20 protein-coding genes are annotated in these 21,219 nt (G+C 65.1%); 7 read left to right on the forward strand and 13 right to left on the reverse strand.

Annotated elements, in window-relative coordinates; translation table 11 throughout:
* Positions 1 to 35: 35 nt before the first annotated feature.
* Genes GobsT_RS20830 through rlmN form a run of 3 tightly spaced genes read right to left on the reverse strand, consistent with a single transcriptional unit; the run spans position 36 to position 3,668 of the window.
* Complete coding sequence (locus GobsT_RS20830) at positions 36 to 1,766, reverse strand: anti-sigma factor family protein (protein ID WP_010045056.1); 1,731 nt, start codon at positions 1,764 to 1,766, stop codon at positions 36 to 38.
* A 17-nt stretch (positions 1,767 to 1,783) separates the two neighbouring features.
* Positions 1,784 to 2,455, reverse strand: a complete 672-nt coding sequence (locus tag GobsT_RS20835; RefSeq protein WP_010045058.1) for an RNA polymerase sigma factor — start codon at positions 2,453 to 2,455, stop codon at positions 1,784 to 1,786.
* Between the two features lie 52 nt (positions 2,456 to 2,507).
* Positions 2,508 to 3,668 (reverse strand): dual-specificity RNA methyltransferase RlmN, encoded by a 1,161-nt coding sequence (rlmN, locus tag GobsT_RS20840; protein WP_081471814.1) that lies wholly within the window; start codon positions 3,666 to 3,668, stop codon positions 2,508 to 2,510.
* Positions 3,669 to 3,820: 152 nt separating this feature from the next.
* Here rlmN and GobsT_RS20845 point away from each other — a divergent pair, with 152 nt between their 5' ends.
* Positions 3,821 to 5,488 carry an amidohydrolase gene (locus tag GobsT_RS20845; RefSeq protein ID WP_050790329.1) on the forward strand — a complete coding sequence of 556 codons (1,668 nt, stop codon included), beginning with the start codon at positions 3,821 to 3,823 and terminating at the stop codon, positions 5,486 to 5,488.
* 44 nt (positions 5,489 to 5,532) lie between these two features.
* Here GobsT_RS20845 and GobsT_RS20850 read toward each other — a convergent pair whose 3' ends face one another.
* The 3 genes from GobsT_RS20850 to GobsT_RS20860 form a co-directional block, all read right to left on the reverse strand.
* The gene (locus GobsT_RS20850) at positions 5,533 to 6,027 is read right to left on the reverse strand and encodes a hypothetical protein (protein WP_010045064.1); all 495 of its coding nucleotides are present in this window, start codon (positions 6,025 to 6,027) and stop codon (positions 5,533 to 5,535) included.
* A 78-nt stretch (positions 6,028 to 6,105) separates the two neighbouring features.
* The gene (locus tag GobsT_RS20855) at positions 6,106 to 6,930 is read right to left on the reverse strand and encodes a hypothetical protein (protein WP_010045066.1); all 825 of its coding nucleotides are present in this window, start codon (positions 6,928 to 6,930) and stop codon (positions 6,106 to 6,108) included.
* Positions 6,927 to 8,042 carry a Gfo/Idh/MocA family protein gene (locus GobsT_RS20860; protein WP_033199075.1) on the reverse strand — a complete coding sequence of 372 codons (1,116 nt, stop codon included), beginning with the start codon at positions 8,040 to 8,042 and terminating at the stop codon, positions 6,927 to 6,929. Before GobsT_RS20860 ends, GobsT_RS20855 begins: the two co-directional genes overlap by 4 nt.
* 365 nt (positions 8,043 to 8,407) lie before the next feature.
* Between GobsT_RS20860 and GobsT_RS20865 the strand changes: the two genes are divergently transcribed.
* Together GobsT_RS20865 and GobsT_RS20870 are read left to right on the forward strand one after the other, a co-directional pair.
* Positions 8,408 to 8,959: a hypothetical protein gene (locus GobsT_RS20865; protein ID WP_010045070.1), complete on the forward strand. Its 552-nt coding sequence runs from the start codon at positions 8,408 to 8,410 to the stop codon at positions 8,957 to 8,959.
* A 121-nt stretch (positions 8,960 to 9,080) separates the two neighbouring features.
* Positions 9,081 to 9,920, forward strand: a complete 840-nt coding sequence (locus tag GobsT_RS20870) for an amidohydrolase family protein (protein ID WP_010045074.1) — start codon at positions 9,081 to 9,083, stop codon at positions 9,918 to 9,920.
* Between the two features lie 212 nt (positions 9,921 to 10,132).
* Here the strand turns inward: GobsT_RS20870 and GobsT_RS20875 are convergent, their stop codons facing one another.
* The gene (locus GobsT_RS20875) at positions 10,133 to 10,954 is read right to left on the reverse strand and encodes a 3-keto-disaccharide hydrolase (protein ID WP_010045077.1); all 822 of its coding nucleotides are present in this window, start codon (positions 10,952 to 10,954) and stop codon (positions 10,133 to 10,135) included.
* 336 nt (positions 10,955 to 11,290) lie between these two features.
* Positions 11,291 to 11,656 carry a hypothetical protein gene (locus GobsT_RS20880; RefSeq protein ID WP_010045079.1) on the reverse strand — a complete coding sequence of 122 codons (366 nt, stop codon included), beginning with the start codon at positions 11,654 to 11,656 and terminating at the stop codon, positions 11,291 to 11,293.
* A 563-nt stretch (positions 11,657 to 12,219) separates the two neighbouring features.
* Here GobsT_RS20880 and GobsT_RS20885 point away from each other — a divergent pair.
* Complete coding sequence (locus tag GobsT_RS20885) at positions 12,220 to 12,768, forward strand: VOC family protein (protein ID WP_033199077.1); 549 nt, start codon at positions 12,220 to 12,222, stop codon at positions 12,766 to 12,768.
* Positions 12,769 to 12,879: 111 nt separating this feature from the next.
* Here the strand turns inward: GobsT_RS20885 and ispH are convergent, their stop codons facing one another.
* Together ispH and GobsT_RS20895 are read right to left on the reverse strand one after the other, a co-directional pair.
* Positions 12,880 to 13,812, reverse strand: a complete 933-nt coding sequence (ispH, locus tag GobsT_RS20890) for a 4-hydroxy-3-methylbut-2-enyl diphosphate reductase (RefSeq protein WP_010045086.1) — start codon at positions 13,810 to 13,812, stop codon at positions 12,880 to 12,882.
* Positions 13,813 to 13,931: 119 nt separating this feature from the next.
* Positions 13,932 to 14,273 (reverse strand): DUF6370 family protein, encoded by a 342-nt coding sequence (locus GobsT_RS20895; protein ID WP_010045089.1) that lies wholly within the window; start codon positions 14,271 to 14,273, stop codon positions 13,932 to 13,934.
* 799 nt (positions 14,274 to 15,072) lie between these two features.
* Here GobsT_RS20895 and GobsT_RS20900 point away from each other — a divergent pair.
* The gene (locus GobsT_RS20900) at positions 15,073 to 15,309 is read left to right on the forward strand and encodes a YqaE/Pmp3 family membrane protein (RefSeq protein WP_010045091.1); all 237 of its coding nucleotides are present in this window, start codon (positions 15,073 to 15,075) and stop codon (positions 15,307 to 15,309) included.
* Between the two features lie 198 nt (positions 15,310 to 15,507).
* Here GobsT_RS20900 and GobsT_RS20905 read toward each other — a convergent pair whose 3' ends face one another.
* The 3 genes from GobsT_RS20905 to GobsT_RS20915 form a co-directional block, all read right to left on the reverse strand.
* Positions 15,508 to 16,359, reverse strand: coding sequence for a DUF1559 family PulG-like putative transporter (locus tag GobsT_RS20905; RefSeq protein WP_010042529.1), 852 nt, complete (start codon positions 16,357 to 16,359; stop codon positions 15,508 to 15,510).
* Positions 16,360 to 16,461: 102 nt separating this feature from the next.
* On the reverse strand, positions 16,462 to 17,427 hold the full coding sequence (locus GobsT_RS20910; protein ID WP_010042530.1) for a serine/threonine protein kinase: 966 nt from the start codon (positions 17,425 to 17,427) through the stop codon (positions 16,462 to 16,464).
* 155 nt (positions 17,428 to 17,582) lie between these two features.
* Positions 17,583 to 19,100, reverse strand: a complete 1,518-nt coding sequence (locus GobsT_RS20915) for a carboxypeptidase M32 (protein ID WP_010042532.1) — start codon at positions 19,098 to 19,100, stop codon at positions 17,583 to 17,585.
* Positions 19,101 to 19,178: 78 nt separating this feature from the next.
* Between GobsT_RS20915 and GobsT_RS20920 the strand changes: the two genes are divergently transcribed.
* Both GobsT_RS20920 and GobsT_RS20925 read left to right on the forward strand, forming a co-directional pair.
* Entirely contained in the window at positions 19,179 to 19,760 is a 582-nt protein-coding gene (locus tag GobsT_RS20920) for a putative signal transducing protein (RefSeq protein WP_010042534.1), read from the forward strand.
* Positions 19,757 to 21,112: a tRNA modification GTPase gene (locus GobsT_RS20925; RefSeq protein WP_232068400.1), complete on the forward strand. Its 1,356-nt coding sequence runs from the start codon at positions 19,757 to 19,759 to the stop codon at positions 21,110 to 21,112. Before GobsT_RS20920 ends, GobsT_RS20925 begins: the two co-directional genes overlap by 4 nt.
* The last annotated feature ends 107 nt before the right edge of the window (positions 21,113 to 21,219 follow it).

Consider the following 21,219-nt stretch of genomic DNA (forward strand, 5'->3'; position numbering starts at 1 on the left):
AGGAGTCAAGGTGCGGAGTCGTTTCGGCCCGCGTATCAGTTCGTTCCTCGTGGCCCGGGGCGCGTGCCGTAGGTGGCCTCCCACTTCTTCGGCGAGCCCGGCAACGTCACACCGGGGACCGACAGGTCGTACTTGGTGGCGTACCGCACGAACTCGCGAGGGTAGTCGGGCCACTTCCCTTCCAGTTTGTGAAGGGCTGCCTTTTCTTCGGCGGTCAGCCGGCGCAACAGCTCCTTTTCGGCGAACTGCCGCACCGGTTCTTTGAAATCCGCAACACGTGCCGGGCCGAGCACCGGCGCCAGCACGCCCTTCGGCCCGCTCAACTCGCGGTGCAACTCCAGCGGGAACTCGGGCCATTTGCCGGCGACCGAGCGGAGCCGAAACGCGGCGTTCTTTTTCAGCAGCCGCGACGCCGAATCGGGCAGGTCCGCCGTCTCGGTCCACATCAGCTTCGGGTCGGCCGGCTCGGGCAAGTACGGGTGCGCCTTGTTCAACTCGTATACGGTCCAGCCGTACAGCGCCCAGGCCTGCTCGCCGTTGGCCAGCGCCAGCGCCCGGCGGTACTCCGCGACCTCGTCCGGGGCGAGCCGCGACCGCTTCGAGTCGTCCAACTTGAACGCCGCCCGCGCGAACTCCGTCACCTCGTCGCGCCCGGCTTTGGTGTCGAACGGCCAGGGCGGCCGGTCGGTCACGAACGCCTCCGCGTGGCCTCGCAAGAACTGCCACCGCTCGCGGCGCTCCTCTTCCTCGTCCCGCAGTTGGGCGATCAGTTCGGCCTTCTCTTTCGGGCTGGTGAGCGAATCGACTTTCTTCCGCGTCGGCGGCGGGAGCGCGTCCACCCACTGCTGCTCGCGCAGGTCACGGACCACTCCGAGGCGCAGGTTCGGGGTCGCCGCGCCGAGCACCCCGCGGCGCTCGGGCTCGGGCAGCCGGTCGAGCCAGATCGCGTACACCTCCAGCGCGCGGAGCAACCGGTCGCGCTCCTTCGGCTCCCGCGCATGCAGGTCCCGGTCGAGCTTCGACACCTCGGCCTGGCGCGCCGCCGGCAGGTCGCGAAACGCCTTCGCCAGCGAGTCGTGCGCCTTCACGCCCTGGCGCTCGGGCGGGTCCACCGCCGGCACCTTGAGCAGCGGATCGTAGCTGACCGCCGGGTCGTCCCCGAACAGCTCGGGCTTCGCAATCTCCTGAACGAAGCTGAGGTCGTCGGCGACCGCGTAGAGCGGCAGCAAGGCGACGATCCGGGGGTCGGTCTTCACCTCCTCGTGCTCCCTACCGCGCGGGATCAGAAGCGACCGCGCCGCGCCGGCGGTGAGGTAGCCGAGCAGGCCGAGCACCACGACTGCGGCGACGAGCGCCGTGCCGGGGAGCCAGCCGCGAGATCGGGGCCGAAGCGGGTCGGCGCCCGCGAGCGGAATCGGCATTGAGGTCGAAAGGAACTCACCCGGTCCGGATCTCACGCCCACGGAAGCAGGCCCCACCGCCCGCCCCCCCGCGCCCGACCCAGCGGGCGATCGAACCGCGGGGAGCTTTTCGAGCGTGCGGGTGGTGAAGTTCGGGGACGGCTCCGGCCTGGGCAGGTAGTCGAGCAGGTCGAACGACTTTTTCAGCTCCGCCGCGCGGGCGCGGGCGGCCGGATCTTCCGCGAGCCGGTCCTCGACCCGGCGCGCCGCGGCGGGGTCGAGTTCGCCGTCCAAGTACGCGACCAACTCGGCCTCAAACGGGTCGGGCGGCGGGCCGTCATCAAATTCGGTGCTGTCAGCGCTCATGTGGTGACCTCAAGCGCTCACGGTTCGGAGCCGTCGGAATCGTCGCCGGCCTCCGCCTCGGGGGGGACGACGCCGTCCATGTAAATGTAACCTTGCAGCGCCTCACGCAGCTTCCCGCGGGCGCGGCTCAGGAGCGACTTCACCGCCTTGGTGGTCAGCCCCATCACGTCCGCGATGTCCGCGTAATTCATGTCCTCGAACTTGTTCAGCACGATCGCCATCCGCTGGCGCTCGTTGAGCCCCTCCAGCGCGTCCCGGATGACGCCGGCGAGTTCCTGCTGCTGAAGGTTGTGGTTGGGCGGTTCGTCGCGTGTGGGCACCAGCGCTCCCGGGGGCCGCGTTCCGAGGGGGCCGGATTCCTGCACCTCCAGGGGCATCACCGGGCGCCGCTTCCGGTTCCGGAGGGCGTTGAGCGCGAGGTTGTTGGCGATGGTGAACAGCCAGGTCGAGAACTTGGCCTTCGGGGTGTACCGCTTGCGGGTGCGGTACACCCGCAGGAACACCTCCTGGGCGAGGTCCTCGGCCTCCTCGGCGCTGCCGACCAGGTGGTGCATGACGGCGACGAGCCGGTGCTGGAACCGCTCGACCAGTTCGGCGAACGCGGCGCCGTCGTCGTCCCGGACTCGGAGCATGAGCCGGATGTCCGGGTCGCGGAGCGCCATCTGCGCGCTGGTTTGGCCGGTCGCCATTTCGCCAGTGGTTCGGGGTGACGGGGCGGTGCCGCAACGATCGGGGCGCGGGCTACTGCGGCCGCTCGCCGACCCGCTCGGCTCCGAGCGCGGCTTCGGCCTGGCGGCGCAACTGCCCGCACGCGGCGTCGATCTCCGCCCCCTTCCGCTTCCGCACCTTCACACTGATCCCGCCGCGGCGGAGCGTGTCGATCAGGTACTGAAGGTCGGCGTCGGCGGGGCGCTTAAACGCCAGCCCTTCGACCGCGTTCCACGGGATCAGGTTCACGTGCGCCTGGCGCCCGCGCAGCAGGCCCGCGAGCTGCCGCGCGTGCGGGGCTTGGTCGTTCAGCCCGCCGAGGACAACGTATTCGTAAGTCACCTGGCGTCCGGTTTTCTCATAGAACTCGTCCGCCGCGGCCAGGATCGCGTCCATCCCGACCTTGTCGTTGGTCGGCACGATCCGCGTGCGCAACTCGTCGTTCGGCGCGTGCAGCGACACCGCCAGGTGATACTGCTTTCCGCTTTCGGCGAGTTTGCGGATCTTCGCCGGCAGTCCGACGGTTGAAATGGTGACGTGCCGCGCCCCGATGCCGAGCCCGTTCTTGTCACCCGCGACGGCGAGCGCATCAAGCAAGTTGTCGAGGTTCGCGAGCGGTTCGCCCATTCCCATCACGACGATGTGGGTGAGCCGCGGCGCGCGTTCGGGGTTCGTGCTGTTCGCGTCGGTCAGGTTACGGAGCAGTACGAGTTGCTCCACCATCTCGCCGGCGGTGAGGTTGCGCACCACGCCGTTGAGCCCGCTGGCGCAAAACACGCAGCCCATCCCGCACCCGACCTGCGTGCTGATGCACGCGGTCGCGCGGCCGTCGTCCTGAATCAGCACCGCCTCGATCATCCGACCGTCGGCGAGCCGCAGTACGAACTTGTGGGTGTCGTCGGATGCGGCGAAGTGGCGTTCTACGGACATCGAGAACACGCGAAAGGCGCCCGCGAGATCGGCGCGTAACCCCTTCGGGAGGTCGGACATGTCCTCGAACGCGGTCGCCCGGTTGGCGAGAATCTGCTTGCAGATCTGGTTGACCCGCATCGGCGGCTGGCCGCGCTCCGTGAGCCACGCGCGCAACGTCTCGGCCGGCACATCAAGTATGCCAGGTTTGGCGTGCGAAGGCGGTACACCTTCCGTACCAGCGGGAAGGGAACCGGTTTCAAGAATCGGGAGCGTCGAAAGCATAGCTGTTATTGTACGCTCAATCTGTGTGTCGGGAAAGCGCCCGACCAGTTCGAAGGGAGAGAAGCCGAGAATGTGGCTGATTTCAGCTTGCTGAAGTCCGCAATCCTGTCGAAACTCTCATCCGTCGTTCTCTGTGCCCTCTGCGGTGAATCATGCCTTCTCTGCTTTGTCTTGCTTTACTTGTTCTGTCCGCAGAACCGGCAGTTTCGGCCGACCTGATCGCTCACAACGGCAAGGTCTGGACCGGCGACGCGAAGCGCCCCGAAGCACAAGCCGTTGCGGTGTGGCGCGGCCGCATCGTCAAGGTGGGCACGGGCGCCGATGTCAAAGCGCTCACCGGCCCTGCCACCAAAATCATCGATCTTAAGGGCGGGCGACTGGTCCCCGGGTTTTACGACAGCCACGTTCACTTCCTGAGCGGCGGGCAGTCGCTCACGCAAATCGACCTGAAGGACGTCCAAGACGAGGCCGAGTTCGGCAAGCGTCTGACGGCGTTCAACAAGAACACCCCGCGCGACCGCTGGATCGTCGGCGGGTTGTGGGACCATGACCGGACGTTCAATGGCGAGTTGCCCACTGCCGCGCTGCTGGACAAGTACGTGAAAGACCGCCCGGTGTTCATCCAGCGGTACGACGGGCACATGGGGGTCGCGAACTCGGCCGCCCTGAAACTCGCTGGCATCACGGCGGTCACCAAGGACCCGCCGGGCGGGGTGATCTACCGGTTGGCGGACGGCAAAACGCCGTCGGGGGTGCTCAAGGACAACGCGATGGCGCTGGTGGACCGGCTGATCCCGGAGCCCGGCGATGAGGAGATACTCGAAGCGGTTCTTGCGGCCCAAAAAGCAGCGGCGGAGGTTGGTGTCACAAGCGTGCAGGATCTCGACGGCAGCGGCGCCGAAACTCGCCGCAAACTGTTCCGGATCTACCAGAAGCTCGCGCGCGAAGGGAAGCTCACCTGCCGGATCGACCTCCGCTGGCCGATCTCGGCTTACAAGGAACTCGCCAACGCGGGGCTCACGGCCGACTTCGGGAGCGACTTCGTTCGCGTCGGCGGGGTGAAGGGCTTCATGGACGGCTCGCTCGGCAGCAGCACGGCGAAGATGTTCGGCCCGTATGAAGGCGGCGCGAACAACACCGGCGTGTACGTCACCGAACCGGACACGATGCGCAGCTACATCCGCGGGGCCGACGCCGCGGGGCTCAACGTGTGCGTCCACGCGATCGGCGACCGGGCCAACGCAGTGCTCCTCGACCTCTTCGCTGACGTTGCGAAGCAGAACGGGGCCAAGGACCGGCGGTTCCGGATCGAACACGCGCAGCACCTGCGCCCCGAGGATTACAAGCGGTTCAAGGAACTGCGAGTGATCGCCTCAATGCAGCCGTACCACGTCATTGACGACGGGCGCTGGGCCGAGGGGCGGATCGGTGCGAAGCGGTGCGCGAGTTCTTACGCGTACCGCTCGCTGCTCGACGCCGGGGCGACGCTCGCGTTCGGGTCCGACTGGCCGGTCGCACCACTTAACCCGCTGGTCGGCGTTGACGCGGCGGTGAACCGGCGCCCCCTCGACGGCAAGCACCCGAACGGCTGGTTCCCCGAGCAGCGCACCACCGTCCCGGAGGCGGTGGAAGCGTACACACTTGGCAGTGCGTTCGCAGGGTTCCAGGAACCCGACCGCGGGAGCATTACCGTTGGTAAGCTTGCCGACTTCGTGCTTCTGTCGCGCGACATCTTCAGTGCCGCCGAGAAGAACCGCATCGGCACGACGACCGTGCTGCTGACTGTTGTGGGTGGAAAAGTGGTGTTCGAGCGGAAGTGATGCGTGGGTCCGAATTCGCGCATCCGGTTCGTCGGACGCCGACTTCATTCCTTCTTGGCCAACTCGAACTCGAAAGCCCCCTCAAGCGTGGTACCGTCGTCGTTGGCGGGGAACTTCCAGGTGCCCTTGATCTTCTGCCCGACCAGTGTGGCGGTGTACGGGGTCTTGATCAGCGCTTCCGTGTTCGCAACGTCCTTCGAGCCGACCGAGACGAACTCGACCCTGTACTCCTGCCCGGACTTACTCTTGTCGACCGGCTTGACCGTCCCGCGAACGAGGTACGTCAGCTTCCGCTCGCCGGCCCGCTCGATCAGTTCGGCCTCGAACTTCTCGCCGTCGCGCCGAAGGATTCGGAGTTCGCACTCGAACTCGGGGGGCACGCCGCCCTGCCCTTTGTACTCGCCCGTCTGCGTCAGCTTGCCCTTCCACACGCTTCCGACGACGACGGGGTAGCCGTCCCTGGCGGGCGCGGCACCAGCCGGCAGAGCGGTCACACAACCAACGAGCACCACGGCCAGGAGCTTGAGCGTGTGGGTCATTCCCGTTCCCCAAGACGTGACCGTTGCTATTATCTTACGGGTGAACGCGATACGCCAATGTAATCTCGCGAGTTCCGGTTAGAACGCGACCCGCAGCACCACGGCCACGATCAGAGCGAACGCCAGTGCGTACAGCCCGATGCGGATGGTGTCGTCCGCGGTGCGCCGGGCCAAGAGCCGACGGAGGGCCGCGCGGTCACCGGACTCGATGGCGAGTTGAAGGTTGAGCTCGTAGCTGCTCGATGGGTAATCGCGGATCGCCTCCTCGACGAGAACCTGAACCCCGTGCCGCGGGGTGGGAAGCGTTGGGCCGACGGCCGCGTGGAACCCGAGTTCGTCGGAGAACGCGAACGTCGCCGGCCACAGGTCGCAGCGCGTCCGGTCCGGGAGGAGTTGCCACAAATCGCGGACGAACAGCGCCGGCGCGGCGCGTGTCAGCAGCACGCGGTTGCCGTCCACGAGTGCCTGGGTGCTGCCGAGAAGCAGCGGGCTGTCGCCGCTCTTCAGCACCGCGTCGAGTTGCTCCAGGGTGCGCTCGGGCAGCACCTCGTGGGGCCACGCGAGATCGGCGAGCGTTCCGGTAGCGTCCCAGTCCGGCGGGTAACGGTCCGCGATCGCGAACGGGTCGCCGAGGTGCCGGTACAGTTCGCGCGCGAGCACGAGAAACCGGAACCCGAGCACCGGGCCGGGCCGGTCTTCCACCCGCACCACCGCGACGTGCGATGTACCAAACGGGCACGCGAACACCGCCCCCGGACACGCCACCCCGTCGGGACGCGGGCCGAACAGCACCGCGATGCGTTCGGCCTCCGGTGTATCGAACCCACCGGTCTGCGCGGCGACCTGCACGTTGCGACCGTCGGTCGTCACGACCGCTTGCTGAATGCGGAGATCGGGCGTCATGCGCCCCCCAGAATGTCACTCATACTCACCACACGGCGCTGAGTTGCGGCGGCGAACACCGCTTCGCACAGCGCGACGGTCTCGATGTTGTCGCGCCCGCTGATTTCGGGCTCGGTGCCCTGCTCCACCGCGACAAGCAGTTGCGCCATTGTGCCGACGAAGGCGTCCGGGAACCAGACATCGTCCCATTTCGGGAACTGCCACCCGTTGCTGTCGCGGGTGCTGAACTGCAAGGTGCTGGGGGTGCGTTCGGGGTATTTGGGCCAGCCGATCGTTCCCCGCATCAGCCCCTCCGTCCCCTCGACGCGCCAGCGGATGGCGGTATCGCCGGCAACCCCTTCCTTGCACGGCCCGGCCCACACATCGTCCCACGCAGAAGCGCGAGCACCTGAATCGTATTCGAGGATGTACAGATTGAGGCCGTCGCGGTGCGGGAATTTCGTTCGCGGGTCCGGGCGCGTGGATGCTAGAACCCGGTTCGGCGTGCCGAGCCAGTAGCGGAACGTGTCGAGGTGGTGAACGCTCATCACGAACGTCGAGAGCGACGGCAACGCCTCGGCCCACGGCATCCAGTGCGGAACGGCCCGCATGTCGATGGTGGCAAGAACGGGTTCTCCCAACCAGCCCCGATTGAGGAGATCCTTCGCCGCCCGCACCGACTGGTCGTACCGCATGTTCTGGTTCACGGCCAGCGTGATCCCGGCGTCGGCACATAGCGTCACGAGTTCCCTCGCGACGCAGACCGACAGGGCGAGCGGTTTCTGAGCGAGGATGCCCCGGAGTCGCCCCTTCCCGCCGACCACCGCCCGCCGAATCAAGTCCGGTTGCGCGTCGGGTGGCACGGCCACGTCGAGGATTTCGACATCACCGTTGGCGAGCAGTTCATCAATGCACTGGGCGGTGGGGATATTGTACTGTGCAGCAACGTCCCGTGCGGTCGCTTCGTTTCGTGACGCAATTGCGATTGGGTTGAACCCGGCGTTGCGGTAAGCAACGAGGTGGCAGTCCCGCATGATGAACCCCGACCCAACGCACCCGATGCGCCAGTCGCGGCGGCGCGGGAGTGTCGGACGGTGATTCAGACCGAATGCGGGATCTGAAGAAGTGTTCATCGCTTCTCAACCTTCGCAACCGCTTGGGAATGATCCACCCATGAGCGGGACACGGCTTCTGGGTTTCCCGCGGCACGCCAAACTGGCCCCCACCCGCGCACGCTTGCAGGGGTTCCAGAACTCATCGGATAGCTGATGAGTATCAGATAAGGTCACGGCGGTGACGCGCTCCCATCTCGGGAGCGCACCGATGGCGGCGGGAAAGCAACCAGCCCTGGACATCTTCCGCGCCAACTCAAGGGTTGGCCCGATGTCAGGCACGGCCTGCATGGCCGCCAGCGCGGAGAGACAGTTCGACTAGACACAACACGCCGGGACGCTATGCCAAGCGCCCAAACGGCTCCCGCCGCCCCCGGAGATCACACATGTACCGGATCGGTTCCGTCGGACTGGTCGCCCTTGGCCTCGCGGCCGGGATCATCGGCACCGCTTACTACCTTGGCCCACCGCGCCAGGCTGCGGCAGCTTCAAACGATCGCTACCAGGACTACATTATGGCCACCGGGGCCGTCTCGGTGAACCCCCGCGTCCAGACCGACGGCGTCTGGCTGCTCGACTACAAGGCGGGCAAATTGCTGGGGACCGTGATCGACCGCGCGCAGGGCAAGATCGTCGGCTGGGCCGAAGTCGACCTCACCGCCGAGTTCAACATCAAGGCCCAGCAGGACGTTCACTTCATGATGACCACCGGGTACATCACCCAGGGGCAGTCGGCACTGTACCTGTCGGAAACCACAACCGGGCAACTCGGTGTGTACACGATGGGGCCGGGGCAAAACGGCAACGGGATCGTGATCCGTCGGCACGACATGACCAAATTCCGCCAGCAAGTCGCCGCGGCGCCCGCCGGCGGCCCCGCCCCGGCGGGTGCCGCCGGGCTCCCACTGACACCTCTGCCCCTGTCCCCCAACCCGTGAGTTCCACTATGCTGGCGCGCGAACACCGGGCGGAACACCGCCCGGTGTTCGCGCTTCTACTATTCGCACCCCTACATTAATGCTGGAGTTGCGCCGCGCACCTGATGCCGTGAGCCGGGCGATGATCGACGTCCACATCCACGCGGTCCCCCCGAACCTGCCGGGCGTCGGGTCACTGTCCCCGCTCCTCCGCGAACCGCCCGAAGTGATCGCCGCGCAGCTCCGGCGCGAGATGCAGACGGCCGGTGTCACGGACGTGTTCGCAATGGGATCGTGGACCAACGACGACAGCGATCCGTTGGGCATCACCGGCACACTCGCAATCGCCCCGTTCGTGCCCGGGCTCCGTCCCATCGGGGTAATGGACCCCACACGCGACTCGCCGGAGCACTTCCGCCAAGTCGAAACGCTCCTCGCGGCCGGTGCGGTGGTCGCGTTAAAGGGCTACCTTGGCTACCTGCACTTCGAACCGGGTCACCCGAACTATCGGCGGTACTACGAACTCGCGACCCGCTACCGCGTGCCCGTTATGTTTCACACCGGCGACACGTACTCGCCCGAGGCCAAGCTCCGCTACGCACACCCGCTCGGAGTTGACGACGTTGCGGTCGACCACCCGGACTGTCGGTTCCTCATCTGCCACCTCGGCAACCCGTGGATGACCGACGCTGCGGAAGTGATCTACAAGAACGTTAACGTGTGGGCCGACCTGTCGGGGCTGATGATCGGCGACGACGGCTACCTCGCCTCGGAAGAGGGGCGCGAGGCGGCGCACGAACTGGCACAGAACATCCGCAAGGCCATCAAGTACTCCGAGCGCCCCAACCGGTTCGTCTACGGCACCGACTGGCCGCTCGCCCCCATGACCGCGTACCGCGAGTTTGTCAGGACGTGCGTCCCGGCTGACAACCACGAACAAATCTTCCTCGACAACGCCCGGCTCCTCTTCCGACTCAGATGACCGCGGCACTCGTTTCGTGGCAGCCGGAAATGGGTCTCACGAATCCCGGGACCGGATTCTTGCGATGGCGCCACGCGCTCATTCCGCCGAACCCGTGACACTGTGCGTCACGATCACCCGGCCCGGGCAAGGCACAGGACCGCGTTGACGATATCCGCCGTGGATACAGGATGCCCCGCCCCTCCGGGTTCGTCTACGCCAAGGACCGGAGCTTACTTCTTCAGGACCTTGATTTCGACCTTACGGAACTCGACCGGGTGGCTCTCGGCTTGGAGTGCGATGTACCCCTCTTCGAGCAGCAGGTTTTTCTCGTCCTTGATGAGTTTCTTGGCGTCGTCGTCCTTCGGGTCGAGTTGCGGCTTCTGGTACTCCATCACCAGCTTTCCCTCTACGAAGTGCTTGACGACTCCCGAGCCGTTGACCTCGATCTCCGCGGAAACCCAAACGTCGCCGTCGTAGGTCTCGGATTTCGAGTTCAAACAGTGGGGCGTGTACAGCTTTCCGTTGGAGTCAACGATGTTCGTGCCCGGAGAGCACATGTTGTTGGTAGTGCGCTTGCCCTTTCCGAGCCCGCCGAGGAATTGGGCCTCGATCGAAACCGGGAACTCCTGATCTTTGCGCATCGTCTTGGGGTCTTGGCAGTGGAACATGACGCCGCTGTTGCGCGTCGCCCAGCCCGGGCCGCCCTTACACTGTTCCCCAGTGAACCGATACTCGACCCGTAGCCGGTAGTGCGAAAACTTGTCTTTGTAGAAGAGGTGTCCGAATTTTCCGTCGAACTCCTTGTCCTTGTACTTGTCGTATCCGACCTTGATGACACCGTTTTCGACCCGGAACGTGTCCGCGTAGTTGTCTCCGAACTCGTACCCGGTGATCTTGGGGGTCCAGCCTTCCAGATTTTTCCCGTTGAAGAGCGGGAGCCACTCATCAGAGTCTGAGCAACTGGCCGCAGACGAAAACGACACGGGTAGCACAGTTGCCAATGCGAGTGGGGCGAGAAGCAGCACCGCCCGTCCCCAGTTCCACACGCTCATAGCGTGCCTCCAAACAACCGGAAGTCGAATCCCGCCGTCAGTGTACGGCGCGGCCACCGCACGGCACGTCGGGTCCGGTTCCGAGTTTGTACCTCACGCAACCATGAAGAGACTGGCGGTTCCGTCCGTCAGGCTGTCAATCGCGAATTTTCGACCGCCTCGCGCCACCGTTTCTGGCCCCGCAAAGCGGTGCTGACGACCCACAGTTCCCGCGCGGCGATGTGACTCGTCCGAACCGCCTTCCCGGCCTTCCTGTTTGTGGGAACCTCTCGGTAGACGACGAGGCTCCCCAAAGTTGCGGTTAAGGCGGTCCGAAAATTGAGATCGGACGTGACACTAGCGGTTCTGTTCGAACATGAAGAAGTCACGCGGGCTGCGCACGAATGGGTGGTTCGGGAACACGAGCGTACCTTGAGCCGGGCCAGACGCGTTTGGGTTGAACGATGGTCCGGTTTGGCCGTAACCCATTTGCGCGTGCGACGAGCCGCCGAGTCGGAACAATCGCTTGAGTCGCGGGTGCATGCCGTACGGGTCGGGCGCGACCCCGTTGGACGGATTCCCCATACCGAGCACTGTGTTCGGGCCGCCCAACTGCGGGGTCGGTGCGCCGCCCTGCGTCGCGCCTGTTCGCCCGCCCCAGTCCGCATTGGCCGAGCCCACGGCCAGCCCCAACGCCGTCACAGCCAGAAAGAAGCGATTCATGCGCAGGTCTCCGTGGTTCCGGTCCGAGTGCGGACCGATCGACACAGTCCCATATCGGCGCGCGAGCGGGCACGAGGTAAGTTAACTTGCGTAATCGCCCCGCTCGATTTGTGCGTGCGCGGCCGTCCCCCGTATCAACTTGGCGCGTATGGCTTTGTCGGGCAGGCGGGCCTTCTTTCGACCAGAGGTACCTTTGGCTCTTAAGGCCGTCGGGGTGGTATTTCCCCGCTCTCGCCCGTCAGCCGAGCGTTGCAATCGACCAATGGGGCAAACGTGACCCAGCAATTGATCCAAACCGTCGCACCTCAACAATCCCATAACTGATGAAACAGCATCAATTCAAAACCATCAATTTTCAAAATAATAAACCATACAAAAAAACAACGAACCAACACCTCTTACATAATCGCCCACGCTCTCAACGGCACTGGCGCCCCACCTCAGCGCGATAATCCTTCGGCGTTGAGAGACTACCACCGAGGGGCGGTATCCTTCAAACGAGGCCAAATGCCCAATAGGGGCACATTGTCCGATCACTGACCACTTTATCAAGGTGCGCTCGCATGCGCCCCAATGCTGATGCTACGCCAGTGGACCCGCGAACGCGGATCGGTCACGTGCACCTCAAGGTTGCCGACCTGGAACGCGCGCTGCGGTTCTATTGCGGCGTTCTCGGTTTCGAGATCACTCAGCGATACGGGACGCAAGCCGCGTTCGTGTCGGCGGGCGGGTATCACCACCACATCGGGCTGAACACGTGGGAGAGCCGGGGCGGATCGCCCCCGCCGCCGGGAACGACGGGGCTGTTCCACGTCGCCATTCTCTACCCGACGCGGGCGGCGCTGGCCGACGCCCTGCGCCGCGTGATCGCCGCCGGCGTCTCGCTGGACGGTGCGAGCGATCACGGGGTCAGTGAAGCCCTCTACTTGCGCGATCCGGACGATAACGGCGTGGAACTGTACTGGGACCGGCAACCGGAAGTTTGGCCGCGAACGGCCAGCGGTGAGCTGGCAATGGTCACCCGACGCCTCGATCTGAACGGCCTGCTGGCCGAAGCCCCGCCCAGGCAGGACCGCACGGTGACCGAGAGAAATCCCGCTCCCGTTGCGTAACACCAGCGGGCGCCGAACATACTGGAGCCGAGGTCTCGACTAATGAGACGCCGCCGGGCGCACCCGACAGCAGATACGACCCGCGGAGCCGTCACAGCCGGCCGCCGGGCCTTACCCCGCTAGGACGCGCAGCTCACGAGGTAGCGGGAAGCTCACATCCTCCTCGCGGACCACACGGGTTTCCACCGTGGCGCCAAACTTCGTGCGCAGGTGTTCAATGCAGTCTTGAACGTGCTCCTCTGGCGCGCTCGCGCCGGCCGTCACCAGGACCGTGTCGGTCGGCGCGAACCACTCGTCCTTCAGTTCGCTGACGCGGTCGATGAGGTACGCGGGGCGGCCGTTCGTTCGGGCCAGTTCCGCGAGGCGCTGGCTGTTCGAACTGTTCTGACTACCCAGAACCAGAACCTTATCCACTTCGCCCACGAGTTGCTTCACGGCGTCCTGGCGGTTCTGTGTGGCGTAACAGATGTCGTCCTTGTTCGGCCCGACGATTTGCGGGTACTTACGTTTGAGAGCGTCGATGACGTTCTTCGCCTCGTCCACGCTGAGGGTCGTCTGGGTCAGGAACGCGAGCTTGGCGTCGGCTGGGAGCGTAAGCTTCTCCACGCCGGCCGCGTCCTCGACGAGCACCATGTTCGCGGGCGCCTCGCCCATCGTGCCGATCACCTCGTCGTGCCCCTCGTGCCCGACGAGGATGATGGTGTACCCCTCCTTCGCGAACTTGATCGCCTCCTTATGAACCTTGGTGACGAGCGGGCAGGTCGCGTCGATCGCGCGCAGGTTGCGCTGCTGCGAGTGCTGCCGAATCACCGGGGACACGCCGTGCGCGCTGTACAGCACCGTTCCGCCGTTCGGCACCTCGGAGATGTCGTTGACGAACACCACCCCGAGCTTCTGGAACCGCTCAACGATGGGCCGGTTGTGAACGATCTCGTGGTACACGTAGAGCGGACTGCCGTAGTGCGTGAGTGCCGTTTCCAGTGCCGAAATGGCCATGTTCACGCCCGCACAGAACCCACGCGGGTTGGCCAGGATGATCTGCATGCCGTCCCTCCTGTGACACCCGTTATGCTACGTGAACCGCCCCCCGCGGCGAACTCACAACCCCGAAACGCAAAACGCCACCCAGAATGGGTGGCGTCGCGCGCGGCTCGAACGCGAACTTACTTCTTGATCTCGACCTTCGGCTCTTCGATGGTCAACTTCTTATCCTTCTCGACCACCTTGCCGGTCACGGTGGCGTCCACCGGGGCGGTGCAGCACTTGCCGTGGTAGCTTTCCTTGGCGCCCTTGTCGCTCAGGTAGTATTTGACTTCCTTCTCGCCTTCCTTGACCACGAGTGCGTGGCCGCAAGTCTTGGTCTCGCTCAGCGAGCACTTGGTGCAGGTGAGCTTGCCTTCGAGCTTCTTGGTTTCCGGCTTCTTGTCGTCTGCGGTCAGGTTACCGCTACCGGCCAGAGTGACGACGGCGAAGCCGAGGGCGAGCGCTAAAGCGGCGCGCAGCATGAGAGGAACCCTTTATTCGGAGTGTTCCGGCGGCCCCGGCACCTGACACGGGCGCCACAAGCCCACCGGCCGGAACAAATATACCTATCGGTCCGCTCGGGTGCAAGAAGCGACTGAAACTACCGAAACGACCGACCGGCGAGAGGCGCAAGTTACCCAAGCCACTCGCGTTCGTGCTCTGTTAGCAGTCGCGATTCGCGATATTTGAGGGGGCGCGCTCGTTTTTGGGCGCGACTCGTCTTCCAGTGTGATTTGCACCTGCATAAACTCGCCGAGCGGGTCGCCGCGGTTGGCGAGCCAGTTGGCTTCAGCGCGCCAGCCCGTGAGGTCGTCGGGATTTTCACGTCGTGCCGATTCGAAGGCCTGGGCATCACCGGAAGAAGTCGTAGACATAGACGCTTCCCTGAAGGGTTCGTGAGAGCCGCGGCCGGGGTGTTAGGACGCCCGGTGCGGCCGGTATCGATTGGCGGAACCTTGCGTGGCGGGTGAAATTTGTTTCCCCCGCGAACGTATCACCTAGCGCGCCTCGATTGCGTTACTAACGTGCGCAGGGTCGGCTGCGTTGTAACTTGGGTGTCCGTCACCCGCCCGGTTGCCGTGAGGGTCGCGAGCGCGACTCGTTCGGTGTCTAAGTCGCCCGTCGACGAGAATGGCGCTACCGACCTGTTATTACGAACCGAGCCGTTTTATCACCGATCCTTCAGGGATCGTTAAGCTGCGACTCATTGGTCGTCGGGTAGTGTAAGTGCAAGTGCGGGTTTTCATCGTCGAACGGATTCGTGGTTAGGGAGTTATCTTCATGTTAGCGCTACTTGTGGTCCTGTGCCCGCCGTTCGCGGTGCTGTTGACCGATTCCCCGTCCCAGGCGTTCAAGAACATTGGGCTGACACTGCTGTTTTATGTTCCCGGTGTTCTGCACGCACGCTCGGTTGTAGAGACCTACCGCACTCACCGGCAGTACGATTCTCTTATGCGGGTACTCGAGAGCCGCGCCACGCTGCGCGCGTCCCGGCAGCCGGCTCTGACGGCCCGCTGATCGCTTCCCTCGAATGTGTCGGTCGCCACGATGGTTGAGACCGGTGAGCGAGTTGGGGCGGTTGCAGAATGACGGCGATGCGGCAGCGCGTGAGTGCTGCCGAATCCCTAGCACACAGCAACGTGAAGTGACTGTCGTACAAAGCGCGGCGGGGCGCCGGTCGGAATGTCCGACCGGCGCCCCGCCGCGCTTGTGCGATCAATCGAGCTGCACCGGTTGGCCGTCGTTGATCTGAATCAGGCGCGGGAACAAGGTCGGGTCCGCGTTCTTGCGGACGAGGTGCGTGGACCCGTCGGCCAGGCCAACGATCGTGCCACTTTCGAACACGCCACCGAGCTTGGGGACACTGTTGGGGCTGAACACCATCTCATCGGGCTTGGTCCAGATGACCGGGTCCCACGCGTCGGCGATCAGAGCGGTGTTCGAAGTTCCGTCGGTGATGTTGAGGAGTTTCACGCCGAAAAGCTGTTGCCCGGGGCGCACCGGTTGCTGGAGCGGCGGGAGCCAGGTGTTCGGCCCGGTGAACCCACGTGTGAACGTGTACCCGTAAGTGGGCTCGTTCGGCGGGGCGAACTGTTTGGGCATCTTGTCGAGCAACTTGATGTTGTTCGGGCTGTCCCACGCCTCGTCCAACTTGAACTGCCGGAACAACGGATCCTGTTCAAGGAACGGCAGAATCGCAACCCGCCAACTGAGTCCGGGCTTTCCCGTCTTGTCCGCGTACCCGGCCGGCAGTGCGCCGTGAGTGGCTTCGAAGTTCTGGATCGCCATCACCACGTCTTTCATGTTCTTCTCGGCCGTTGCCCGAACTGCGGCCGCCCGCGGGTTCTGGGTGCGGAAGATCGGAGCGCGCGGCGGCTGTGGCAAACTGAGGCCGCCCACGTTCGGCACCTCCCCGGTCGGACCCGGAGGAGGCACGGGGTCCGAAGGAGACGGAGTGTCGGCGACCGTCGGCGGGCTCTTTTTCTTTTTGCAGGCGGGCAGCGCGAGCAACCCGACCGACAGCGCCGCGGCGACAATTGTCGCCGAGCGGGTGTGGTGAAGACGCACGAGACGCTCCTGTTCGGAGGAATTGGCACCGAACAGCGTACAAAACGTCTCGCACCACACCAACACGTAAGTTGGCGAGGTGCGAGAGAGGTGCGCAGCCGGTCAGAGCGGGACGCCGATGACGGTGTCCAGGGCCTGACGCAGTTCCGAGTAGTTCTGCGGGCGGTCATCGCGGTTCTTGGTCAGCATCCACAGGCACAGGTCCGACACCAGCGGCGGGATGCCTTCGACGCGTTCGGCCGGCGGCACCGGTGGGGTGTTGAGGTGTTGGAAAATCACCTGTACGCGGTTGCGGCCCTCGAACGGCAACCGGCCGGTGAGCGCCTCGTAAAGTGTGACGCCGAGCGAATAAATGTCGGCCCGGTGATCGACGGTGCTCGCGTCCTTGGCCTGCTCGGGGGCAAGATAGGCGGCGGTTCCGGCCATCTCGGGACCGGCCCGCTCGCGCGCGGCGAGCACGTCCGCTTTCGCGAGGCCGAAGTCAATCAGCTTCGCGCTGCCGTTCGGCCCCACGAGTATGTTGTCCGGCTTGATGTCGCGGTGGACCACCCCGGCCTGCCAAACGGCCCCCAGCGCGTCGGCCATTTGTCCGATCAAGAACAAACACCACTCGGGCGGGAGCGCACCGCCGGCGCGGAGCAATTCGCCGAGCGGACGGCCCTCGAAGAACTCAGTGACCAAGTAAGGCCACCGGGGGTCGAACCCGAAGTCAATGAACCGCACAACCTTGGTATGTTTGACCCGCGCGAGCGTCGCAGCTTCCATGCGGAGCTGTTTCATCGCCGCCGCACGATCGTAAACGTTCGCCCAGTTCAGGATTTTCAGCGCGACGGGACACGAACGGTACTGGTCCCAGCCGCGAAACACGTGGCACGAAACGCCTTCGCCGAGTTTCTCCTGAAGAACGAACGGCCCGACGATGGTGCCCACTTCGGGCGGCGGCGCACTTCCCTCTCCCGGCACCTCACGGTGCGGGAACGGGTGCGCCCGTGTGTCCGTCGCGGCTGTGGCCGCGGTTTCGGTCACAGTGGTCGGCGGCAGCGGTTCAGTCGTTTTCGGAGGCTGCATTTCGCGGGCGCTTGGGCGTTCGTGTTGGCCGAGTGGCTACCGGGCCATGGTCATCGTGTACCAGTCGCGGGACGCAGCGCCACAGAGCGGCACTGCGGAAGAAGCTGACGGACACACGGGAAGCCGATTGCATATAGTCCCACACGCATTGAAGTTTAGCACACTCCGTACAGGGCTCCGAATTTTTCATTCAGGTACGACAGGAACGGCTTCGGCGAGAGCGGCGCGCCGGTCGCTCGGCGGCACAGTTCACCGGCCCTGAACCGCTGCCCGTGAGCGTAGACGTTCTGGTTCAACCACCCCTTCAGGCGCGAGAAGTCACCGCGCCGGAAGTCGTCGTCGAGCGCCGGCCCGAACTCGCGCCGCACCGCGTCCATCAGTTGGGCCGCATAGAGGTTCCCGAGCGTATAGGTCGGGAAGTACCCGATCCCGCCGAAGCTCCAGTGAATGTCCTGCAAGCAGCCCCGCGCGTCGTCCGGAACCCGAAGCCCGAATAGAGCTTCGAACCGATCGTTCCAGGCGCCGGGAAGGTCGGCCGGTTTCAGATCGCCCGACAGCAGGGCCAGTTCGAGTTCGAACCGCAGCGCGATGTGCAAGTTGTAGGTCGCTTCATCCGCCTCGACGCGGATCAGCGACGGCTTCACCTCGTTGACGGCGAAGTAGAAAGACTCGGGCGCGACATCAGCAAAGGCGGCAGGAAACGTTTGCTTCAGCCGGGGGAAGAAGTGTTCCCAGAACGGCCGCCCGCGCCCGACCTGGTTCTCCCACAACCGTGACTGCGATTCGTGGATGCCGAACGAGCACGCCACACCAAGAGGCGTGCCGAAGTGCTTTGCGGGGAGGTTCTGCTCGTACATCGCATGCCCCGTCTCGTGGAGCACGCCGAAGAACGCCTCGTTGAAGAACTTCGGGTTGTAGCGGGTGGTGATGCGGCAGTCGCCCGGCCCGAACCCCGAGCAGAAGGGGTGCGCGGTCGTATCGAGCCGGCCGCCGGCGAAGTCGAACCCGATCGCCGCGGCGGCGGCCTCGGCGAACATCTTCTGGCGGTCGATCGGGAAGTCACGCTCCAACACACCCTTATCGGGCTGCTTCGGCGCGGCCACGATCTTCTTCACCAAGGGCGCGAGTTCGGCCGTGAGGCCTGCGAACAGCACTTTCAGTTCTGCGACCGTCGTTCCGGGCTCGTACTCCTCGATCAACGCGTTGTACGGGTGGTCGTTGAAGCCGACGGCGGCGGCCTCGTCGCGCTTGAGCTTCACCACCTGCTCTAGCAGCGGGCGGAAACTGGCGTAGTCGTTCTTCTTCTTGGCCTGCTCCCACACCTGCTGGGCCTGGGTGGTCACTCGGGCCAACTCCTCGACCAGCGCTTGCGGGATCTTGGTGGCGCGGTCGTACCCGCGGCGCCACTCGCGGACGTTCGCGCCCGCGTCGCTCTCGGGGTCGGTGACGAGGTCCGTCCCCTCGACGGCCGCGAGCAGTTCGCCGTTCTTGGGGTCGGTGAGCTTCTGGTGCGAAAGAGCGGCCAAAAGGGCCATCTGCTCGCCGCGCAGCGCGGCGCCCTTCGCGGGCATGTAGGTCTGATGATCCCAGCCCAGGGCGGCGGCACACGAGTTCAGAACGCCGAGTGCTTTCGAGCGGCGGAGGAGTTCGGAGTAGCTTTCGGCGGCGGTCATCTGCGGCTCCTGTACGAACCCGAGTCGTTCGGGTAATGTCGGTGTACGGAGCGAGACGCGAAGCACCGAGGGCACCGCATGGCGGGTAAGCTGGTCACGATCGCGACGTTCGAGCAGGGCGCGCGCGCCCACCTCGCCCGCGGGGTGCTGGAAGAGGCCGGGATCAGGGCGACGGTTACGGACGAAGCCGTTGTTACAATGGACTGGCTGCTGGGCGGCGCGGTGGGATGGGTAAAAGTGCAGGTACTCGAAGAGGACGCGGACCGAGCCGTAGCGGTTCTGGAGGAAACGCTGGGTGCCGAAACCGGCCCGGTGGATGAGGCGGCATTGGCAGCAGAGGCCGAAGCCGCCGGGGAAGCGGACGCCGCCGAAAGGCCGCAGCCGGAACCGGTAGCAATTGTGCCGATTGACGCAGCCGGGGCCCAACCTCCATCCGAGCGAGACGAGTACGCCCGACGGGCGTTTCTGGCCGCATTCTTCGGGTTGATCGTTCCGCTATTGTGGTTTTACGCACTGTACCTGTTCCTGAATGCGGCGTTCGGAACCGGGTCCATCAGCCCGCGATACAAGAACCGGCTGCTCGCCATAGGCGCGTTACTTGCCATCGGTTTTTTCACCGCCATGTACCTGATTGCCCTGTACCGAGACCCGTTCCCGTGAGCCTGACTGCGACTGCCGCTCCCCACCCCGGCGACACCATCGTTGCACTCTCGTCTGCGCCCGATCCCGGAGCGCGAGCGATCGTGCGCGTGAGCGGTCCGAACGCGCGTGCGGTGGTCGCGCGAGTGTTTGCGGCGGAACCGCTCCCCACGTCCCCCGGCTCGCGCCGGTTCGTTCGCGGCGTGCTGCGACTCAGCGGCGTGAGTTCGCCGCTGCCCGCGGTGCTGTACTTCTTTGCCGGCCCGAAGTCGTACACCGGCCAGGACCTGGCAGAACTGCACCTCGTCGGCTCGCCGCCGCTGGTGGAGCGGCTCATCAGTGACCTGCTGTCAGCCGGCGCGCGGCCCGCGCGGCCGGGCGAGTTCACGATGCGGGCATTCCTCGCGGGTAAGAAGGACCTGCCCCAGGCGGAAGCGGTGCAGGCGGTGATCGAGGCCGGCACCGACTCCGACCTCTCGGCGGCACTGGAGCAACTCGCGGGCGGGGTGTCGCGCCCGCTGGATGCCCTCCGTGACGACCTGCTGAACCTTCTCGCCGACGTGGAAGCCGCGCTCGACTTCGCCGACGAGGACATCGAGTTCGTCACGCAAGCCGCGACCGTTGCGCGGGTGCGCGGCGCGGTTGAACATCTCGAAATGGTGCGGAAACAACTCGACGCCCGCACCCTGTCCGGACGTTCGGTGCGGGTAGCACTGGTGGGCTTACCGAACGCGGGCAAGAGCAGCTTGTTTAACGCGCTGGCGAGCGGTGCGGCACTGGTCAGCCCGGTCGCCGGCACCACGCGGGACTACCTCACGAAGCCGCTCGCCCTCGCCGGCGTGCCGGTCGAACTGGTCGACACCGCCGGCTGGCTGGACGCCACCGACACGATTGAGGAGCAAGCACAACGACTCGGAGCCGAGCAGGCAACGCGTGCGGACGTGATCGTGTGGTGCGACGAGTCGGGCGCGTTTGGCGCTCGGGACAAAACCCACCTTCGCGCGACGGGGGCGGAGCTACTCAAAGTGCGCACGAAAAGCGATTTGACGAGTGAGGTTTCGGAGGGCCAGTCGCTCGCCTGCTCGGTCATTGCACCCGGCGGACTCGACTTGCTGCTCGCCGCACTAGTTGACGCCGCGACCTCGCTGACGCGCTCGGCGCTCGCGCCGAGCCAGAGCCGGTGCCGGGGGCACGTGCTCGCGTGCCTTGAGCACTTGTGGGAAGCGGAAACCCTGGCAGCGCGCGGCGAGCACCCCGAGTTGCTCGCGCTGGCGCTTCGCGGCGCTCTGGAGCCGCTCGGCGAGATGACGGGGGCCATCTACACCAACGATCTGCTTGATCGCATATTTTCGCGATTCTGCATCGGGAAATAGTTTCTCCGGATCGGCAACGCGTCCAGAGAACCGAAGTTGTCACACCGCCAATTTTCCTGTGTCAAAGATGCAGCCCCCACCCGGCCGACGTGGCGGGGGTGGACGTG

Origin of the sequence: Gemmata obscuriglobus, from assembly GCF_008065095.1 — a bacterium.
GTDB classification, from domain to species: Bacteria; Planctomycetota; Planctomycetia; order Gemmatales; family Gemmataceae; genus Gemmata; species Gemmata obscuriglobus.

Excerpts from the sequence above, each read along its gene's own strand:
- GobsT_RS20830 (WP_010045056.1), bottom strand. The coding sequence starts at position 1,766 with ATGAGCGCTGACAGCACCGAATTTGATGACGGCCCGCCGCCCGACCCG.
- GobsT_RS20835 (WP_010045058.1), bottom strand. The coding sequence starts at position 2,455 with ATGGCGACCGGCCAAACCAGCGCGCAGATGGCGCTCCGCGACCCGGAC.
- rlmN (WP_081471814.1), bottom strand. The coding sequence starts at position 3,668 with ATGCTTTCGACGCTCCCGATTCTTGAAACCGGTTCCCTTCCCGCTGGT.
- GobsT_RS20845 (WP_050790329.1), top strand. The coding sequence starts at position 3,821 with ATGCCTTCTCTGCTTTGTCTTGCTTTACTTGTTCTGTCCGCAGAACCG.
- GobsT_RS20850 (WP_010045064.1), bottom strand. The coding sequence starts at position 6,027 with ATGACCCACACGCTCAAGCTCCTGGCCGTGGTGCTCGTTGGTTGTGTG.
- GobsT_RS20855 (WP_010045066.1), bottom strand. The coding sequence starts at position 6,930 with ATGACGCCCGATCTCCGCATTCAGCAAGCGGTCGTGACGACCGACGGT.
- GobsT_RS20860 (WP_033199075.1), bottom strand. The coding sequence starts at position 8,042 with ATGAACACTTCTTCAGATCCCGCATTCGGTCTGAATCACCGTCCGACA.
- GobsT_RS20865 (WP_010045070.1), top strand. The coding sequence starts at position 8,408 with ATGTACCGGATCGGTTCCGTCGGACTGGTCGCCCTTGGCCTCGCGGCC.
- GobsT_RS20870 (WP_010045074.1), top strand. The coding sequence starts at position 9,081 with ATGATCGACGTCCACATCCACGCGGTCCCCCCGAACCTGCCGGGCGTC.
- GobsT_RS20875 (WP_010045077.1), bottom strand. The coding sequence starts at position 10,954 with ATGAGCGTGTGGAACTGGGGACGGGCGGTGCTGCTTCTCGCCCCACTC.
- GobsT_RS20880 (WP_010045079.1), bottom strand. The coding sequence starts at position 11,656 with ATGAATCGCTTCTTTCTGGCTGTGACGGCGTTGGGGCTGGCCGTGGGC.
- GobsT_RS20885 (WP_033199077.1), top strand. The coding sequence starts at position 12,220 with ATGCGCCCCAATGCTGATGCTACGCCAGTGGACCCGCGAACGCGGATC.
- ispH (WP_010045086.1), bottom strand. The coding sequence starts at position 13,812 with ATGCAGATCATCCTGGCCAACCCGCGTGGGTTCTGTGCGGGCGTGAAC.
- GobsT_RS20895 (WP_010045089.1), bottom strand. The coding sequence starts at position 14,273 with ATGCTGCGCGCCGCTTTAGCGCTCGCCCTCGGCTTCGCCGTCGTCACT.
- GobsT_RS20900 (WP_010045091.1), top strand. The coding sequence starts at position 15,073 with ATGTTAGCGCTACTTGTGGTCCTGTGCCCGCCGTTCGCGGTGCTGTTG.
- GobsT_RS20910 (WP_010042530.1), bottom strand. The coding sequence starts at position 17,427 with ATGCAGCCTCCGAAAACGACTGAACCGCTGCCGCCGACCACTGTGACC.
- GobsT_RS20915 (WP_010042532.1), bottom strand. The coding sequence starts at position 19,100 with ATGACCGCCGCCGAAAGCTACTCCGAACTCCTCCGCCGCTCGAAAGCA.
- GobsT_RS20920 (WP_010042534.1), top strand. The coding sequence starts at position 19,179 with ATGGCGGGTAAGCTGGTCACGATCGCGACGTTCGAGCAGGGCGCGCGC.